The sequence below is a fragment of the Mycolicibacterium boenickei genome (assembly GCF_010731295.1).
In the GTDB taxonomy this organism is placed as follows: domain Bacteria; phylum Actinomycetota; class Actinomycetes; order Mycobacteriales; family Mycobacteriaceae; genus Mycobacterium; species Mycobacterium boenickei.
In genome coordinates, this window is sequence record NZ_AP022579.1 from 2627691 (window position 1) to 2645962 (window position 18272).

An 18272-nucleotide genomic window follows, 5' to 3' on the forward strand; every position below is an offset into this window, starting at 1 on the left:
ACATTTGGTGCATCTGACGGTGCGAGACGCCGGTTAGGGTGGCGACATGGGTCCGGATTTCTCGATGGTCGATTCCGCGGAAAAGGCCGAACAGCTTTGTGCACAGGGACAATTGGAGCGGGTGTTTCTCACGCCGGCCGAATTCGGCGGGCCGGATCACGTTCGGAACGTGGTGTACTGCCCGGTCGGCTCGGCGGCGGCGAAGGCGGATGTCGACCTCAACATCGTCGCTTCCCTCATCCGAGAGGGGAAGGTGCAGATGTACTCAGCGGTGCCCATCTATGAAGGCGTCAGCTTCGTGCCCGTCGCCGTCGACATCTCCGCCTGGCACCCCGAGTCCCCGGACACCGGCGCGTTCAACGCGAGGGTCGCGATGTGGGGATCGGCACTCCAGCCCGACTCAGCCCCCTGACGAAAGCCGGTGTGTCTGACCGGACAACTCGACGATCGACGCTGACTTGTGCAGGCATTCATCCCATTCCGCGTCGACGTCGGAATCGGCGGTGATGCCGCCACCGACACCGAGCACCGCCGACCCGTCGGAGCCGAACTCCACGGTGCGGATCGCCACGTTCAGCTCGCAGCCCGCCACGGGTGAGGCCAAACCGACGGTCCCGCAATAGACTCCGCGTCGGTCCGGTTCCCACTGCTGCAGTAGTTGGCGGGCTCGCCGCTTCGGAGTCCCGGTCACCGACGCAGGCGGGAAGGTGGCGTCGAGCAGCGCGCTCGTCGGCACGTGCACGGGCACCTCGGCGGTGACGGTCGAAACCAGGTGCCAGACTCCGGGCGCCGGATGCACCGCGAGCAGCTCGGGCACCGTCACGCTGCCGGTGGTCGCCACCCGTCCCAGGTCGTTGCGCACCAGGTCGACGATCATGACGTTCTCGGCGACGTCCTTGACGGAGGCCAGTAGGTCGGCCGGATCGGCCGACGACGGCAGCGTGCCCTTGATGGGGCTGGAGGCGACCGCGGTGCCCGCCCGGCGCAGGAACAACTCGGGGGACAGCGACGCCACCGCGCCCCAGTCCCCGGCCACGTAGGCGGCCCGCGACGGTGCGGTCCGGGCCACTGCCTCGGTGAAGAAATCGATCGGCTCGCCGTCGATGTGGCCGGTGAATCTGGTGCACACACAAGCCTGGTACACCTCACCCGCTGCGATGGCCTCCAGGCAGGCCAGCACGCCCCGGCGGTGGTCGTCGCGATCCGGGGCCACCCAGGCCAGGGTGTAATCGCGTGGCTCAACCGGTTCGAATGCCCTCAGCCAGGCGGGAAGTTCTGCGCCACTGAGGCTTTCGAACCACCAGAGGCCGTCGGCGTCTTGGCGCAGCACGCAGTCCGACCAGCCGCCCGCGGCCACCGGGACGCGCGGGGGTGCGCCGTCGGCGCCAGGGTCCGGGTAACAGAGGTATCCGAACCAGCCGCCCCCCACACTGCCGGCCGGGCCTGCGGCGTCCTGAGGCACCTCGAAGCAGGTTTCCGGCGCCGCCGGGGCCACCGATACCGACGGCGCGATCACCGCGCGTGAGCCGAACCAGTCGCCGATCACCGCGGCCGGTGGCGCCAGCCCCGCGGCCCGGGCAGCCGCGGCGACACCGCGCAGCACTGCCGGGGCATCGCCCAGGGCGCCGAGCCGCTCGATCCGCATGCAGCAAGCTTGCGTCCTTCCGGGAGCAGACGCAAAACTGCCGACTTTCGCGTGAAAATGGGCAGTTTTGCGTCTGCTCGCGGGGAGAGAGCTACCGGCTGATCACCCGCGGGATGCCGACGCCGGCCAGCTTGTCCGGATTGCGCATGCCGTAGAAGTTGGTGATCTTGCCGTCGATGACCTCGATGGTGAACACCCCTTCCAGTCCGGCGTCGCTGCGGATCAACACCGCGGGTTCGCCGTTGCAGGTGACGCGTTCGAACGCGAGCCCCGGGACCCGATCGCCCGCCCGGAACAAGCCGATGAGCATCGTCGCGACCTTCTGGGCACCCACGACGGGCCGCCGGGCCGCGCTGGCCTTGCCGCCGCTGTCGGCGGTGTACACCGCGTCGGGCGCCAACAGCGCCAGCAGCCCGTCCATGTCGCCGGTGGCCGCCGCGGTCATGAACTCCTCGGTCACCCGGTTGGACTCTTCGAGGTCGACGGGCTCGAACCGCTTGCGCCGCGACTGCACGTGCTCACGCGCGCGATGTGCCATCTGCCGTACCGCGCTGGCGGACTTGTCGACGGCTGCGGCAATCTCGTCGTGGCTGAACCCGAACACCTCGCGCAGCACGAACACCGCACGCTCGTCCGGGGTGAGCGTCTCGAGCACCACCAGCATGGCCATCGAAACCGACTCGGCCAGAACCACATCCGCGGACGGGTCGCCCGCGTTGCCGAAACTGTCCGGGGACAGCAGCAGCGGCTCGGGCAGCCACGGGCCCACATACTCCTCGCGGCGCCGCGATTCGGCTCGCAGCGCGTTGAGGGCCTGGCGGGTGACCAACTTGGCCAGATACGCCTTGGTGTCGGTCACCGCCGCCAGGTCGACGTCGGCCCAGCGCAGATAACTCTCCTGCAGCACATCGTCGGATTCGGTTGCCGAGCCGAGGATCTCGTAGGCGATGGTGAACAACAACGGCCGCAGCAGCGTGAACCGTTCGGCGTGTTCAGTCGAATTCGAGATCGAGTTATCTGCGCCGGGAGTGCTCATCGGACCAGTGTCCCCTGCTGGGCCTCAGCGAGCTGGCGGGCCCGGTTGTCGCCCTTGAACCAGAAGTACGTCCCCGGCTTGACGCCCTCCTTGCGCAGGAACGTCAGGGTCGCGCGGCACACCTGCTCCTTGAAGAAGGCGGCCGTGCGCCCGCCGATGAAGACGCGGCGCGGGCTGTCGTCGGAGTGGCAGAGCTGCACTGTGCCGTAGGTCCGCCCGACGCTCACGCACTGCCCGGCGAAGGCCTGGTTGATCACCGTGGGTTCGGCACCGGCGATGCGCGCCAGCACGGTGTTGGCGGCCTGCACGCCCAACGGGCCTGCCGACTGGCAGCTCATCCGCAGCGGGATCCCCGACGGCGAGGCGGCGTCGCCGGCCCCGACGATGCGCGCGTCGTCGATGCTGGTGAGTGTTTCGTCGGTGAGCAGCCGGCCCAGCTCGTCGGTGCGCAGGCCGCTGGCCGCGGCCAGCCCGGGAACCCCGAATCCGGTGGTCCACACGGTCACCGCGCTGGGCAGCCGGTTGCCGTCGGCCAGCGTGATGGCGTCGGGTTCCACCCCGGTCACCAGGATCTCGGGTCCGTCGACGATCGAGACACCGAGTTTGGTCAGCGCCTTGACGACGGAACGACGCGCCCCGGTGCCCAGCGACGCCCCGACCACGTCGGTGACCAGCGTGACGGCGCGGCCCGCCTCGGCGAGCTCGCCGGCGGCCTCGATGCCGGTGAGGCCACCGCCGACGACGACCACGGGGGCCGACAGCGGCACGTCCTGCAGGCGGGCGTTCAGCCGCTGGGCCTGTTCGAGTTCCGAAAGCGGATAAGCGAATTCGGCCGCGCCGGGCACCGAGGCGGGCACACCCGCGGTGCTGCCGACGGCGTACACCAGGTAGTCGTAGTCGACGACGTCGCCGGAGGTCAGCTGCACCTGCCGGATGGCGGCGTCGATGTGATCGGCCCCGTCGACCACCAACCGGACCCCGCTGCCCAGCAGCGTGTCGTAGTCCTCGGTGGCGTCGTCACCGCCGACCGCCAACTGGTGCAGCCGGATGCGCTCGACGAACTCAGGCCGCGGATTGACCAGCGTGACAGCCACTCCCGGGGTGCCCTGCAGCCGGTTGGCCGCCAGCACCCCGGCGTAACCTCCGCCGATCACGACGACTCGGGTGTTCTGCGCAGTTCTATCGGTCATGGGAGCGTCTCCTGTCTCAAAGGCTTATGCCCTCAAGACACCGCGCGTCCCGGGTTTGTGACAGCGCCGGAGGTTATGTGACCCACATCACCGGCGGGTATGCCTCAGACCAGCCCCAGCGCCAGCATGGCGTCGGCCACCCGGATGAAGCCGGCGATGTTGGCACCCGCCACGTAGTTGCCTGGCTGGCCGTACTCGTCGGCGGTGGTCAGGCAGCGGTCGTGGATGCGCCGCATGATCTCGGCCAGCCGCGCCTCGGTGTCGTCGAAGTTCCACGAGTCCCGCGAGGCGTTCTGCTGCATCTCCAGGGCGCTGGTGGCCACGCCGCCGGCGTTGGCCGCCTTGCCCGGGGCGAACTTCAGCCCGGCCTCCTCGAAGAACTTCACCGCTTCGGGGGTGCACGGCATGTTGGCGCCCTCGGCCACGATCTGGCAGCCGTTCTTGATCAGCGTGGTGGCGTCGGCGCCGGAGACCTCGTTCTGGGTGGCGCAGGGCAGCGCGATGTCGCACGGCACCTCCCACACGCTGCGGCCGGTGACCACCTCGGCCGCGCCGCCGCGCGCCTCGGCGTAGTCCTCGATGCGGCCCCGGCGCAGTTCCTTGACCTCCTTGAGCAGGTCGAGGTCGATGCCCTTGTCGTCGCGCACGTAGCCGCCGGAATCCGAGCAGGCCACCACGGTGCCGCCCAGGGCATGCACCTTCTCGATCGCGTAGATCGCCACGTTGCCCGAGCCGGACACCACGACCTGCTTGCCCTCGAAGGACTGCCCGCCCGACCGCAGGATCTCGTCGACGAAGAACACCGTGCCGTATCCGGTGGCCTCGGTGCGGACCTGTGACCCGCCCCAGGTCAGGCCCTTGCCCGTGAGCACTCCGGATTCGTAGCGGTTGGTGATCCGCTTGTACTGGCCGAACAGGTAACCGATTTCGCGCATGCCGACGCCGATGTCGCCGGCCGGGACGTCGGTGTACTCACCGATGTGGCGGTACAGCTCGGTCATGAAGGACTGACAGAACCGCATGATCTCGGCGTCGGAGCGGCCCTTGGGGTCGAAGTCCGATCCGCCCTTGCCGCCGCCGATCGGCAGGCCGGTCAGCGAGTTCTTGAAGATCTGCTCGAAGCCAAGGAATTTCACGATGCCGAGGTAGACCGACGGGTGGAATCGCAGGCCGCCCTTGAACGGTCCGAGGGCCGAGTTGAACTCCACGCGGAAGCCGCGGTTGATCTGTGAGGCGCCGGAATCGTCCTGCCACGGCACCCGGAAGATGATCTGACGCTCGGGCTCGCACAGCCGCCGGATGATCGCACCGTCGGCGTACTCGGGATGCTTGGCGACCACCGGCCCGAGGCTGGTCAGCACCTCGTAAACGGCTTGGTGGAACTCCTTCTCGCCGGCGTTGCGTTGCCCTACTTCCTCGTAGATCGCCTGCAGTTTCTCGTGTAGTCCAGCCATGTCAGTCCATCTGGTAGCGGGGGAATACCCCCGTCGGAGCGGGCAATTCGGTACCGGGCTTGATCCGGGTACCGATCGAGCCGAAGTCGCGTGCGTCGGTCGGCTGGCCAAGCAGGTCGAGCAGTTTGGCCGTCGAGTCCGGCATCACGGGCTGCGTGAGCAGTGTTGCGATACGCACGACTTCGAGCGTCGTGTACAGCACCGTACCGAACCGCTGTTGGTCGGCCGGATCCTCGGACTTGCGCAGCACCCAGGGCTCCTGCGCGGAGAAGTAGCGGTTCGCCGCGCCGAGCACCGACCAGATCGCTTCCAGCGCAAGGTGCATCGCCGGCACGTCATAGTGCGCGCGCACCTGTTCCAGCAGGGCGTCGGCCGCACTGAGCAGGGCCGTGTCGTCGTCGGTGAACGTGCCCGGGTCGGGCACAACGCCGTCGAGGTTCTTGGCCACCATCGACAACGAGCGCTGCGCCAGGTTGCCCAGCTCGTTGGCCAGGTCGGCGTTGATCCGGCCGATGATGGCTTCCTCGCTGTAGCTGCCGTCCTGGCCGAAGGACACCTCACGCAGGAAGAAGTAGCGCACCTGATCGAGTCCGAAGGTGTCGACGAGCGCGATCGGATCTACTACGTTGCCGACCGACTTGCTCATCTTCTCGCCCTTGACGTTGATGAAGCCATGCGCGAAAACCCGTTCGGGGAGTGCGATTCCGGCCGACATCAGGAACGCCGGCCAGTACACGCTGTGGAACCGGATGATGTCCTTGCCGATCATGTGCAGCTTGGCGGGCCAGTACTTGCCGAACGCCTCCGACTCCACGTCCGGGAATCCGACACCGGTCAGGTAGTTGGTCAGCGCGTCCACCCAGACGTACATCACGTGGTCGGGGTGGTCGGGCACCGGCACGCCCCAGTCGAACGTGGTCCGCGAGATCGACAGGTCTTTCAGCCCGCCGGAGACGAAGCTGACGATCTCGTTGCGGCGCACATCGGGCCCGATGAACTCGGGGTGGGCCTCGTAGTGGGCCAGCAGGCGCTCGGCGTAGGCCGACAACCGGAAGAAGTAGGTCTGCTCCTCGGTCCAGGTGACCGGGGTGCCCGTCTCGATCGCGGTGCGGGTGCCGTCGGGCCCGGCGGTGGTCTCGTCCTCGGCGAAGAACCGTTCGTCGCGGATCGAGTACCAGCCGGCGTACGTACCCAGGTAGATGTCGCCGGCCTCGTTCATCCGGCGCCAGATCTCCTTGGACGCCTCATAGTGGTCGGCGTCCGAGGTGCGGATGAACCGGTCGAAGGAGATGTTGAGCTTCTCCTGCAGCCGCTGGAACACGTCGGAGTTGCGGTTGGCCAGCTCCGCGGCCGAGATGCCCTCGGCGGCGGCGGTCTCGGCCATCTTCTGGCCGTGGACGTCGGTACCGGTCAGGTAGCGCACGTCGAAGCCGTCGAGTCGCTTGAACCGGGCGATCGCATCGGTGGCGATGTACTCGTAGGCGTGCCCGATGTGCGGCGCACCGTTGGGGTAGGCGATGGCCGTAGTTATGTAGAAAGGCTCACTCATTTGGTCCCACCTTATGGTGTTGCGGTGGGTTCGAAACGCACAGCCAGGGAGAAGCCGCCAGCCCCCGAGCCGTTGGCTCCGCTGGTCGACGCACACACCCATCTCGACGCCTGCGGCGCGCAGACCGCTGCGGATGTCCGCGCGATCATGGACCGTGCGGCCGCCGTCGGGGTGGGCCAGGCGGTCACGATCGCCGATGATCTGGACTCGGCACGGTGGGTGACCACCGCCGTCGAGGCTGATGAGCGGGTTTTCGGGGCGGTGGCGCTGCACCCCACCCGGGCCAACGTGCTCGACGACGCGGCCAAGGCCGAGTTGGAGCGGCTGGCTGTTCATCCGCGGGTGGTGGCGGTCGGGGAGACCGGGATGGACCTGTACTGGCCGGGCCGGTTGGACGGCTGCGCGACGCCCGCCGAGCAGCGTGAGGGTTTCGCGTGGCACATCGACCTGGCCAAGCGCACCGGGAAGCCGTTGATGATCCACAACCGCGACGCCGATGCCGAGGTTCTCGACGTGCTGCGCGCCGAGGGGGCGCCGGAGACAGTGATCTTTCACTGTTTTTCGTCGGGACCGGAGATGGCTCACACTTGTGTCGAGGCCGGCTGGGTGCTGAGCCTTTCTGGCACGGTCAGCTTCCGCAACGCCGCTGAACTGCGGGAAGCGGCCCGGGTGATCCCGTCGGGCCAGCTCTTGGTGGAGACCGACGCGCCGTTTCTGACCCCGCACCCGTTCCGCGGAGCCCCGAACGAGCCGTACTGCCTCCCATACACTGTGCGGGCACTCGCAGAGTTGCTGGACCGGCCCGCCGAGGAGGTCGCGTCCGAGACCGCAGCCACTGCGGCGCGGGTGTACGGACTTAACGGGAGCCCGCCGGTCTAGTTGCCGGAGCTAGGCCTTTTCGTTACCGTCTTGTGATCAAAGCTCAACCGCCGGCGGTGAACTATGCCGTCCGAGCCGAAATGCTGGTGATAATGGACGCCCTCAACCGAATTCATGAATCCCGATCGCCGCTGCTGCGCGGCGTGGTCGGCGCCCTTCTGGTCACGCTCACCGCGGCCGGGGGATACGCCGTCGGATCGCACAAGACCGTGACGCTGAGCGTCGACGGTGCGCCGATGACGGTGACGACGATGAAGTCCCGGGTGATCGACGTCGTCGAGGAGAACGGATTTTCCGTAGGCGATCGCGATGATCTTTACCCCGCCGCCGACGAGACCGTGAACCAGGCCGACACCATCGTCCTGCGCCGCAGCCGGCCCCTGGAATTGTCGCTGGACGGCAATGACAGCAAGCAGGTGTGGACCACCGCCTCGACGGTGGATGAGGCCCTGGCGCAGCTGAAGATGACCGACAAGGCGCCGGCTGCGGCGTCCCGCGGCAGCAGGGTGCCGCTGGGCGGGATGGCACTGCCCGTGGTGAGCGCCAAGACGGTCCGGATCGACGACGGCGGCAAGGTGCAGTCGGTGCACCTGGCGGCCCCGAACGTGGCAGGTCTGCTCGCGGCCGCGGGTGCTCCGCTGGAGCAGAACGACACCGTGGTTCCGGCGGCATCGACACCGGTCACGGAGGGTATGCAGATCCAGGTGACCCGCATGCGGATCGAGAAGGTCACCGAACGGGTGCCGCTGGCCCCGGGCAACAAGCGCATCGAAGATCCCGAGCTGAACATGAGCCGCAAGGTCGTCGAGGACCCCGGCGCCCCGGGCACCCAGGACGTGACCTACGCGGTGGCGAAGGTGAACGGTGTGGAGACCGGCAGGTTGCCAGTAGCCAATGTCGTGATCGACCCGGCGCGCGACGGCGTGCTGCGGGTCGGAGCAAAGCCCGGCACCGAAGTTCCGCCGGTTACCAACGGGGCCGCCTGGGACGCCCTCTCGCAGTGTGAAGCGGGTGGTAACTGGGCCATTAACACCGGCAACGGGTTCTACGGCGGCGTCCAATTCGACCAAAACACCTGGGAGCGACAGGGTGGTCTGCGGTATGCTCCGAGGGCCGATCTGGCGACAAGAGAAGAGCAGATTGCGATTGCTACCGTGACACAGGCCCGGCAGGGATGGGGAGCTTGGCCAGTGTGTAGTGGGAGGATTGGGGCGCGCTGACTATTCGACTGCTCGGGCGGACCGAGATACGACGCTTGGCGAAAGAAATCGACTTTCGTCCACGCAAGGCCTTTGGCCAAAACTTCGTTCATGATGCCAACACTGTTCGGCGCATCGTGTCGGCCTCCGGGATTCACCGGAGCGACCATGTGCTGGAGGTCGGACCGGGCCTGGGGTCGCTGACCCTGCCCCTGTTGGACCGTGGCGCCAAGGTGACCGCAGTGGAGATCGATCCGGTGCTGGCCAAGCAATTGCCTGCCACCATCGCCGATCACTCGCACAGCGAGATCAACCGGCTCACCGTCATCAACCAGGACATCCTGACCCTGATGCCGTCTGATCTGACCGAACAGCCGACGGCGCTGGTGGCGAACCTGCCGTACAACGTGGCGGTTCCTGCGCTGCTGCATCTGCTGGCCGAGTTCCCGTCGATCCGGACGGTGATGGTCATGGTGCAGGCCGAGGTGGCCGAGCGACTGGCGGCCGAACCGGGCGGCAAAGACTACGGCGTCCCCAGTGCCAAGGTGCGTTTCTACGGAAACGTGCGCAGGCACGGCATGGTGTCGCCGACGGTGTTCTGGCCGATTCCGCGGGTGTACTCCGGACTGGTCCGCATCGACCGGTACGAGACGTCGCCGTGGCCGACGGACGCCGCGTTCCGCGATGAGGTGTTCAAGCTCATCGACATCGGATTCGCGCAGCGGCGCAAGACCTCCCGCAACGCGTTCGCCGATTGGGCGGGTTCGGGTAACGAGTCGGCGGAGCGGCTGCTGGCCGCCAGCATCGACCCGTCGCGCCGTGGTGAGACGCTCGGCATCGCCGACTTCGTGCGCCTGCTGCAGCGGGCCAAGGAGGCTGAGGGCGAGGCCGCGGCCGGCCAATCCGAACGCGACACGGCCCGCACCTAGCGGGTCGGATACTCGACAACAACGAAATGGCTGCCCCGAGCGACTCGGGGCAGCCATTTCGTTGTTCTGGTGCGGCGCCGCTCAGTCCTGGGCCCGGTCCTTGTCCAGAAACTCGTCCATGAGCGGCGTCTCGGCCACCACGGGGTAGTTGCCGGTGTAGCCGATCCGTTCGGTGGCCATCTGCGTCACTCGATCGCGCACCAGGTACCAACCGGCAATCAGGGCCGGCACGATCACCAGCAGTGCGACCAGGTTCCAATAGTTCTCGTAACACATCAGAGCCGTCACCGCGATCAGGAACACCAGGGTGGCGTAGCTGGTGTACGGCGTACCGAACAGCCGGAACGACGGTCGCGCCAGGATGCCCTTCTTCGACCATCGATACAGCTGGATCTGGCAGATCACGATGGTGGCCCAGGACGCGATGATGCCCAGCGCCGAGAGATCCAGCGCGATGTTGAACGCCTCTGAGGGCACCACGAGGTTCAGGAACACCCCGAGCACGGTGAACCCTGCGGTGAGTGCGATGCCGGCGAACGGGACGCCGCGCTTGGTCATCTTCGCGGTGAAGCCCGGGGCGCTGCCGTTCATCGCCATCGACCTCAGGATCCGCCCGGTGGAGTACAGGCCGGCGTTCAGGCTGGACAGCGCCGCCGTCAGAACCACGAAGTTCATGATGTCGCCTGCCGCGGGTACCCCGATCTTGGCGAAGAACGTCACGAACGGACTGGTGCCCTGCTGATAGCTGGTGTACGGCAGCAGTAGGGCCAGCAGAACGAGTGATCCGACATAGAACAAGGCGATCCGTACTATCACCGAGTTGATTGCCCGCGGCATGACCTTCGCCGGATTCTCCGTCTCGCCGGCGGCGGTTCCAACCAATTCTACTGCGGCATAGGCGAATATCACTCCCGAGGTGACGATCACCAGCTGTAGCGGCCCGGTGGGCAGCAACCCGCCGTTGTCGGCGATCACAGAGAATCCGGTGTCCTGACCTTCTACGGTGAACCGGCCCGCCAGAAACACGATCCCGACGATCAGAAAGGTAACCAGGGCTACCACTTTGATCAAGGCAGCCCAAAACTCCATCTCACCAAAGAGTTTCACTGAGATCATGTTGACGGTCAGCACGATAACCAGGGCGATCAGTGCGATGGTCCACTGTGGAATGGCCTTGAACGCGCCCCAATAGTGCATGTAGAGCGCGATGGCGGTGACATCGACGATGGAGGTGCACGCCCAGTTGAAGAAGTACATCCAGCCCGCGACGTAGGCCGCCTTCTCGCCGAGGAATTCCCGGGCGTAAGACACAAACGATCCCGACGAAGGCCGGTGCAGCACAAGCTCACCCAGTGCGCGCAGGATGAAGAAGACGAACAACCCGCACACCGCGTAGACAATGAACAGCCCGGGTCCGGCGGTGTGCAGCCGACCGCCTGCCCCCATGAAGAGTCCGGTGCCGATCGCGCCGCCGATGGCGATCATCTGCAGCTGTCGCGGTTTGAGGCCTTTGTGGTAACCCTCGTCCTCATGGGCGAGTGTCGATGTGTCGTACTCGATTGCTGATGACATCTCGCGGACGTTAGCTATCGATTGTGTCGTCGAATGCCCGGCGAGTGTAAAACGTGCGTAACGGGTGGCCGGTTTGAGAACTAGCGTAATGCCCGGGTGATCAGTTCGATGAACTCTCTACCTGAGTCATAGCGTCTATCAGGATCTTTGGCCATCGCTTTGGCCAATATCGAATCGACCGCACGCGGAATCCAAGCCGCGCGCCGCGAGATCCGGGGTGGCGCCTGGTGTAATTGTTGCTCGATCATGCTGATTGCGGTGTTTGCTGCAAACGGCGGGGAGCCCGTGAGTAGTTCGACGGTGGTGCAGGCCAGCGCGTACTCGTCGGTGGCTGCCGAAGGGGCGCGACCGGTGAGCAACTCGGGTGCCGCGTAGGGCAGTGAGGCTTGGACCTGTGGGGCGGGTTCCGGGCCTCGCCGGGTGATCTTGCGGGCCGGGTCCAGGGTGAGTCGGCCACTGTCGTGGGAGAGCCGGACCGCGACATCCTCGGCCACCGAGTGAGCGACGCCGAAGTCGATCAGCACTGCCCTCGAAAATGGTTGATCGACAAGAATGTTGGCGGGTTTCACATCGCAGTGCACGATTCCGAGGCGGTGGGCGAAATCGAGGGCATCCGCGATCTGGGCCAACGCGGTGAGCCGATCCCGCGCGACCGGCAGGGCCGGCAGGTCGCTGATGGTTCCGCCGGTAACCAGCTCCATCGCCAGCCAGTACGGCCCGGCCTGGTAGACGCTGACGATGTTGGGATGGTCGAGCTGGCCGGCGAGATCGAACTCCCGCCGCAGCCGGGCCTGCTGGGTGGGCCCGCGGTGGTGTTCATCGAGAACCTTGAGCGCGACGGCGCCGCCTTCGGGGCTCGTGGCCCGGTAGACCACCGCTGAGCCGCCGCGTCCCACGACTTCCACCGCGGTGTATCCCGCGACGATCACCTCGGGTGAGGGCACCGTCTCAGCTTAAGTTCACCGACAACCGCGGGTTGGCGGCGATAGTGTCGTGGCCGTGTCAGCATCCGACGGCAGTACCGCGTCCGAGTGGGTCCCCACCGGCTCTGTCACCGTGCGCGTCCCCGGCAAGGTGAACCTGTACCTGGCCGTCGGAGATGTACGCGACGACGGTTACCACGACCTCACCACGGTGTTCCATGCCGTGTCGCTGTTGGACGAGGTAACGGTGCGCAACGCCGACATGTTGTCGCTGACGGTCGCGGGGGAGGGCGTGGAGTCGGTGCCCACCGATGAGCGCAACCTGGCCTGGCGCGCCGCCGAGCTGATGGCCGAGCACGTGGGCCGGTCGCCGGACGTGGCGATCAGCATCGAGAAGTCGATCCCGGTGGCCGGCGGCATGGCCGGCGGCAGCGCCGATGCCGCCGCGGTCCTGGTGGCGATGAACACGCTGTGGGAGCTCGGCGTGCCCCGGCGGGATCTGCATGCGTTGGCCGCCCGGTTGGGCAGCGACGTCCCGTTCGCGCTGCACGGCGGCACGGCGCTGGGCACAGGCCGCGGTGAGGAGCTAGCCACGGTGCTGGCCCGCAGCACCTTCCACTGGGTGCTGGCATTCGCGCACAAGGGTCTTTCCACCCCGAAGGTGTTCGGCGAGCTGGATCGGCTGCGCGCGGACACCTCGACCGGAGGCCCGCCGCGCGCCGAGGAACCCGAGCCCGTGCTGGCCGCGCTGGCGTCCGGGGATCCGGCCGAACTGGCCGCCCTGCTGGGCAATGACCTTCAGCCGGCAGCGCTGAGCCTGTATCCGGAGCTGCGCCGGACCTTGCGCGCCGGGGTGGAGGCCGGTGCGCTGGCCGGCATCGTGTCCGGATCCGGTCCGACGTGTGCGTTCCTGTGCCCGTCGTCGACGTCGGCGGTCGACGTCGGCGCGGAGCTGGCCGGGGCCGGTGTGTGCCGCACGGTGCGGGTGGCCAGCGGTCCGGTGAGTGGGGCCAGGGTCGTCCCCGAGCCCTCCACCTCGGCCTGACGCGGTCGGCTGTCGCCCACCGTTTTCGACGTCAGGGCTGCGCAAACTGTGCTGGACAACCCCTGGGTAGAAAACGGCGCTCTACAGGGTGCGTACGGCCTGAGGCTGTGACGCAGGCCTCAATTATTGCGAGCGTTTGGCCAGTTACTTAAGGGTCTCTTAAGATGAGCGGCGGTGAATGCTAGCGATCTTGCATCGGATGCGACATATGCGCCCGCCGCCCGTTACGGTGGGCGGTCGCGAAGCTGTATCCCCGGCACCGGGGCATCACCTTTTCGAGACATAACTGCTCCCCAATCGTGTGCGCGCGCCTACCCAAAAGCGGTGCACAGCGGGCGGAGCATGGATAACCGGGCAACTGCACCTGGCGCACTGTCGCCGGTGCCCGCGCCGCGGAAGCCAAGGAGGTCGTCGTGAGCAGATTCACCGAGAAGATGTTCCGCAACGCTCGGGAGAGCAAGCGTGGCATGGTGACCGGCGAGCCGCATGAGCCGGTTCGCCACACCTGGGGTGAGGTTCACGAGCGGGCCCGGCGGATCGCGGGCGGCCTGGCCGCCGCCGGAATCGGCCACGGCGACGCGGTCGGTGTGCTGGCCGGTTTCCCGGTGGAGATCGCGCCGACGGCGCAGGGCGTGTGGATGCGGGGCGCGAGCCTGACCATGCTGCACCAGCCGACCCCGCGCACCGACCTGGCCGTGTGGGCCGAAGACACCATGAACGTGATCGGCATGATCGAGGCCGACGCCGTCATCGTCTCCGAGCCGTTCCTGGTGGCCATCCCGGTGCTCGAAGAAAAAGGCATCAAGGTCGTCAAGATCGCCGACCTGCTGGCCGCCGACCCGATCGACCCGGTGGAGACCGGCGAGGACGATCTGGCGCTGATGCAGCTGACGTCGGGGTCGACCGGGTCGCCCAAGGCCGTCCAGATCACGCACCGCAACATCCACTCCAACGCCGAGGCGATGTTCATCGGTGCGGAGTACGACGTCGACAAGGACGTCATGGTGAGCTGGCTGCCCTGCTTCCACGACATGGGCATGGTCGGCTTCCTGACCATCCCGATGTACTTCGGCGCCGAGCTCGTCAAGGTCACGCCGATGGACTTCCTGCGCGACACCTTGCTGTGGGCCAAGCTCATCACCAAGTACAAGGGCACCATGACCGCGGCGCCCAACTTCGCCTATGCGCTGTTCGCCAAGCGGTTGCGCCGTCAGGCCAAGCCGGGCGAGTACGACCTGTCCACGCTGCGGTTCGCGCTCTCGGGTGCCGAGCCGGTGGAGCCGGCCGATGTCGAGGACCTGCTCGACGCGGGCAAGCCCTTCGGTCTTCCGGAGTCGGCGATCCTGCCGGCCTACGGCATGGCCGAGACCTGCCTCGCGGTGTCGTTCTCCCCGTGCAACGCGGGCCTGGTGGTCGACGAGGTCGACGCCGACCTGCTGGCCGCGCTGCGCCGCGCCGTGCCCGCCACCAAGGGCAACACCAAGCGGCTGGCCTCACTCGGCCCGCTGCTGAAGGACCTCGAGGCCCGCGTCGTCGACGAGCACGGTGATGTGATGCCCGCTCGCGGCGTCGGCGTCATCGAGCTGCGGGGCGAATCGCTGACCCCCGGCTACATCACCATGGGCGGTTTCCTGCCGGCCCAGGACGAGCACGGCTGGTACGACACCGGCGACCTCGGCTACATCACCGAAGAGGGCAACATCATCGTGTGTGGTCGCGTCAAGGACGTGATCATCATGGCCGGGCGCAACATCTACCCGACGGACATCGAACGAGCGGCCGGCCGCGTCGAGGGCGTGCGCCCCGGCTGTGCCGTCGCGGTGCGTCTGGACGCCGGACATTCGCGTGAGACCTTCGCCGTCGCGGTGGAGTCCAACGCGTGGCAGGATCCGGCCGAGGTCCGCCGGATCGAGCATCAGGTGGCTCACGAGGTGGTCTCCGAGGTCGACATGCGTCCGCGCAATGTCGTGGTGCTCGGACCCGGCAGCATCCCGAAGACTCCGTCGGGCAAGCTGCGCCGCGCCAACTCGGTCTCCCTGGTCACCTAGTTTTTGCACCGCGAGCGTGCGCGTCTGCAGCCCGACACGCCGCTCGCGGGCAACACTTTGCGCACGCTCGCGCGCTTCTGACTGAGCACCCCTCTCGACACACCAGGTTTTGGTGTGCTTTTCGCGATACGGACGTGGCGATTACCCTGTGCCGGCATCAAATGCAATGACAGCGCAGTCAATTTGCCCTTCGTTCACGCAATGTTTGCGTATTCTGTCGCGGAAACCACTTTTGAAGAGAGGATCGGAATGGCCAAATCCCGATGGGTTTCGGCGATCCTCGGCGCGGGCGTTATTGCTGCCGGGATTACCGCGGGCACCGCGTGGGCGGGTGGTCCCGGTGGTTATGTCGAGGACCCCGAAGATATTTTTGCCGCTGTCGGCACGGGCGAATTCGTCGACACCATAGCGGGTTTCACCGCTACCGGTGATACGAGCGAAGAGGCCTCGGCGGCGGTCATCGCGGCCTGCCAGAGCGCTGGAGGTGTGGAGTGCACCGCTGACGAGGTGACCAACGACAACCTCTGCATCGTGTCCGTCGCGAGCGACAGCAATCACGTGGTGGCCGGCGGTGCCGGTGCGACGGTCGAGGCCGCTCGTCAGGATGCGTTCAACAAGGCCGCGGCGAACAACACCCCGCTCGATGCGGATTCCCCTGTCGTCGTATCGGCCTGCCCGTGATGAGCGGGCAGATGTCGGCGCGTGCAGCGCATGAGACTTCGGGGGTGGTCATGGCGCGGAAAGGGAAGGGCATGATGACTGGTCGCGGGTTTGCATTCTTGATGGCGAGTTTGGCTGCCGTATCGGTCGTTTCGGCTCCGGTTGCGAACGCCCGACCGACCTGCCAGGACACTGCCACCAAGACGATCTGCACGACGAATGGCAGCACCTCGATCAAGGCCAGGCCGGGAACGACGGCGCCGCCGGCGAATATTCCGGTGTTTCCGTGGCTGGGCATGCCGGGGGCTCGCCGCTAGTCCTTCGCTGAACCGAACCTCGGTGGGCGGGCGTGTCTTTCGTGATGCGCCCGCCCACTGTGGTTCCGGCGGGGTGATGCACGGCCGACATCAGTTGCTGTGCTGGGTGTTTGCCGGCTTGTCGGCGCACATCCGGTTGTAGACCCGCCACCAGATCAGCTCGTGGTCGACGGCGGTGATGTCGCCGCGGGCGAGGCACTCGTCGGCGTGTAAGAGCTCGACGGCCAGCACGACCAGGCGCTCGCGGGCCGCTGCGGATCCGGGATCGTCACAGCCGGCCATCGTCGTCGCGCTCAGCGTTCGCACGCCGTGGAATGCGCTGCCGGACAGGCCGAGCGCCACCGCTCCGGCGGCGAGGAACACCGCAGTGGACACTCCGAAGGCAGGCCACGGCGACATCTGCCCGCCCAGCCACAGCTGGCACAGCAGCCACAGGAACATTCCCCACAGCGGCCAGCCCCGGGCCAGTCGGACGAAGCGGCGTTCGGAGGTACTCAGGCCGGGCGGGTACACCACAAGCCGGTAGTAGGTGATGCCGAAGCGGCCGGGCCTGACCTGCACACAACCCCACGCCCGAGAGCCGTCGAGCAATGGACTCAGTAGTCGGATCGCGTCCATACCTCCGGTGTACCCGCTGCGAAGGCGCCCGCATCGGCCTCGAACGGTTTCTTTACGCCCATGGACCGCATCCTTGCGCGCTGAGTATAGATAACTATACTCAGCCTCATGACGCCGAAGCTCCCGCCACGACTGGCCGACCACCCGACTGTGCGCGCGGTGCGCGCCCGTTCGGAGGCTCCGGTGCCGGACGTGATCGACGCCGACTGGCTGCGCACGTTGTGCCTGGACGCCGGGGTCGACGACGTCGCCTTCGCCGGTGTGGACGACCCCGCCCTGGCCTCCGAGCGCGAGCACGTCGAGGCCGCGCTGCCAGGTGTTCGCAGCTACATCTCGCTCGTGGTGAAGATGAACCGCGACAACGTGCGCTCGTCCACCCGCAGCGTGGCCAACCAGGAGTTCCACCGCAGCGGGGAGATCATCAACGAGGCTGCCCACCGGATCACCCGTGCGCTGGAGGATGCCGGCCACCGCGCGGTGAATCCCTCGGCCACCTTCCCGATGGAGATGGACAGATATCCGGGGCGGATCTGGGTGGTGGCGCACAAGCCCGTCGCGGTGGCCTCGGGGCTGGGGGTGATGGGCATCCATCGCAACGTGATCCACCCGAGATTCGGCAACTTCATCCTGCTGGCCACCATCCTGGTCGGCACGCCGATCAGCAGTTACGGGGTGCCGCTGGACTATTCCCCGTGCCTGGAATGCAAGCTGTGCGTGGCGGCCTGCCCGGTCGGGGCAATCGGTAAGGACGGCGAGTTCGACTTCCTGGCCTGCTCGGTGCACAACTACCGCGAGTTCATGGGTGGGTTCACCGACTGGGTACAGACCATCGCCGACAGCGACGATGCCGCCGACTTCCGGTCCCGGGTCAGCGATTCGGAGAACGCGTCGATGTGGCAGAGCCTGTCCTTCAAGGCCAATTACAAGGCGGCGTACTGCCTGGCGGTGTGCCCGGCGGGGGAGGACGTCATCGAGCCCTACCTCGACGACCGCAAGGAGTTCATGGACCGGGTGCTCAAACCCCTGCAGGACAAGCGCGAAACGCTGTACGTGCTGCCGAACTCGGCGGCCAAGGCACACGCCGAGAAGCGGTACCCGCACAAGACCGTCAAGGTGGTGGACAGCGGAATCCGCGGTGTCTGACCGGCCGTTGGAATCACCGTGAGCGCAACGCCCGACCGCGATATGCCGGGACGGCTAACGTGGCG

Annotated in this window: 16 protein-coding genes; 8 read left to right on the forward strand and 8 right to left on the reverse strand. The window is 66.9% G+C overall.

Going from position 1 to position 18272, the window contains the following annotated elements; all coding sequences use genetic code 11:
• The first annotated feature begins 46 nt into the window (after positions 1 to 46).
• Complete coding sequence (locus G6N57_RS12490; RefSeq protein ID WP_077742790.1) at positions 47 to 412, forward strand: hypothetical protein; 366 nt, start codon at positions 47 to 49, stop codon at positions 410 to 412.
• On the opposite strand, the gene G6N57_RS12495 is transcribed toward G6N57_RS12490, so the two are convergent.
• The 5 genes from G6N57_RS12495 to metG form a co-directional block, all read right to left on the reverse strand.
• Positions 401 to 1645, reverse strand: a complete 1245-nt coding sequence (locus tag G6N57_RS12495) for an aminodeoxychorismate synthase component I (RefSeq protein WP_097926457.1) — start codon at positions 1643 to 1645, stop codon at positions 401 to 403. The two genes, G6N57_RS12490 and G6N57_RS12495, sit on opposite strands and share 12 nt — an antisense overlap.
• A 91-nt stretch (positions 1646 to 1736) precedes the next feature.
• On the reverse strand, positions 1737 to 2681 hold the full coding sequence (locus tag G6N57_RS12500) for an RNA polymerase sigma-70 factor (RefSeq protein ID WP_077742791.1): 945 nt from the start codon (positions 2679 to 2681) through the stop codon (positions 1737 to 1739).
• Positions 2678 to 3871, reverse strand: coding sequence for an NAD(P)/FAD-dependent oxidoreductase (locus G6N57_RS12505; protein WP_077742792.1), 1194 nt, complete (start codon positions 3869 to 3871; stop codon positions 2678 to 2680). Before G6N57_RS12505 ends, G6N57_RS12500 begins: the two co-directional genes overlap by 4 nt.
• 104 nt (positions 3872 to 3975) lie before the next feature.
• On the reverse strand, positions 3976 to 5325 hold the full coding sequence (gdhA, locus tag G6N57_RS12510) for an NADP-specific glutamate dehydrogenase (protein WP_077742793.1): 1350 nt from the start codon (positions 5323 to 5325) through the stop codon (positions 3976 to 3978).
• A 1-nt stretch (position 5326) separates the two neighbouring features.
• Entirely contained in the window at positions 5327 to 6874 is a 1548-nt protein-coding gene (metG, locus tag G6N57_RS12515) for a methionine--tRNA ligase (protein WP_077742794.1), read from the reverse strand.
• A gap of 24 nt (positions 6875 to 6898) precedes the next feature.
• Between metG and G6N57_RS12520 the strand changes: the two genes are divergently transcribed.
• The 3 genes from G6N57_RS12520 to rsmA all read left to right on the forward strand — a co-directional run bounded on the left by G6N57_RS12520 (position 6899) and on the right by rsmA (position 9881).
• Entirely contained in the window at positions 6899 to 7753 is an 855-nt protein-coding gene (locus G6N57_RS12520; protein WP_077742795.1) for a TatD family hydrolase, read from the forward strand.
• 92 nt (positions 7754 to 7845) lie between these two features.
• Complete coding sequence (locus G6N57_RS12525; protein WP_077743230.1) at positions 7846 to 8973, forward strand: resuscitation-promoting factor; 1128 nt, start codon at positions 7846 to 7848, stop codon at positions 8971 to 8973.
• Complete coding sequence (rsmA, locus tag G6N57_RS12530; protein WP_077742796.1) at positions 8970 to 9881, forward strand: 16S rRNA (adenine(1518)-N(6)/adenine(1519)-N(6))-dimethyltransferase RsmA; 912 nt, start codon at positions 8970 to 8972, stop codon at positions 9879 to 9881. The genes G6N57_RS12525 and rsmA overlap by 4 nt, the downstream gene beginning before the upstream one ends.
• Before the next feature lie 81 nt (positions 9882 to 9962).
• Here the strand turns inward: rsmA and G6N57_RS12535 are convergent, their stop codons facing one another.
• Together G6N57_RS12535 and G6N57_RS12540 are read right to left on the reverse strand one after the other, a co-directional pair.
• Positions 9963 to 11453: an amino acid permease gene (locus G6N57_RS12535; protein WP_077742797.1), complete on the reverse strand. Its 1491-nt coding sequence runs from the start codon at positions 11451 to 11453 to the stop codon at positions 9963 to 9965.
• Between the two features lie 80 nt (positions 11454 to 11533).
• A complete protein-coding gene (locus tag G6N57_RS12540; protein WP_077742798.1) occupies positions 11534 to 12397 on the reverse strand; it encodes a serine/threonine-protein kinase in 864 nt (287 codons plus the stop codon).
• A gap of 55 nt (positions 12398 to 12452) precedes the next feature.
• Here G6N57_RS12540 and G6N57_RS12545 point away from each other — a divergent pair, with 55 nt between their 5' ends.
• From G6N57_RS12545 to G6N57_RS12555, 3 genes are all read left to right on the forward strand, one after another.
• Entirely contained in the window at positions 12453 to 13421 is a 969-nt protein-coding gene (locus tag G6N57_RS12545) for a 4-(cytidine 5'-diphospho)-2-C-methyl-D-erythritol kinase (RefSeq protein ID WP_077743231.1), read from the forward strand.
• A gap of 413 nt (positions 13422 to 13834) precedes the next feature.
• Entirely contained in the window at positions 13835 to 15469 is a 1635-nt protein-coding gene (locus tag G6N57_RS12550) for a fatty acyl-AMP ligase (RefSeq protein ID WP_077742799.1), read from the forward strand.
• Positions 15470 to 15583: 114 nt separating this feature from the next.
• The gene (locus G6N57_RS12555; RefSeq protein WP_322790676.1) at positions 15584 to 16150 is read left to right on the forward strand and encodes a DUF4189 domain-containing protein; all 567 of its coding nucleotides are present in this window, start codon (positions 15584 to 15586) and stop codon (positions 16148 to 16150) included.
• A 386-nt stretch (positions 16151 to 16536) separates the two neighbouring features.
• Here G6N57_RS12555 and G6N57_RS12560 read toward each other — a convergent pair whose 3' ends face one another.
• Positions 16537 to 17064: a DUF6611 family protein gene (locus tag G6N57_RS12560; RefSeq protein WP_077742801.1), complete on the reverse strand. Its 528-nt coding sequence runs from the start codon at positions 17062 to 17064 to the stop codon at positions 16537 to 16539.
• 108 nt (positions 17065 to 17172) lie between these two features.
• Between G6N57_RS12560 and G6N57_RS12565 the strand changes: the two genes are divergently transcribed.
• Complete coding sequence (locus G6N57_RS12565) at positions 17173 to 18207, forward strand: 4Fe-4S binding protein (protein ID WP_077742802.1); 1035 nt, start codon at positions 17173 to 17175, stop codon at positions 18205 to 18207.
• The last annotated feature ends 65 nt before the right edge of the window (positions 18208 to 18272 follow it).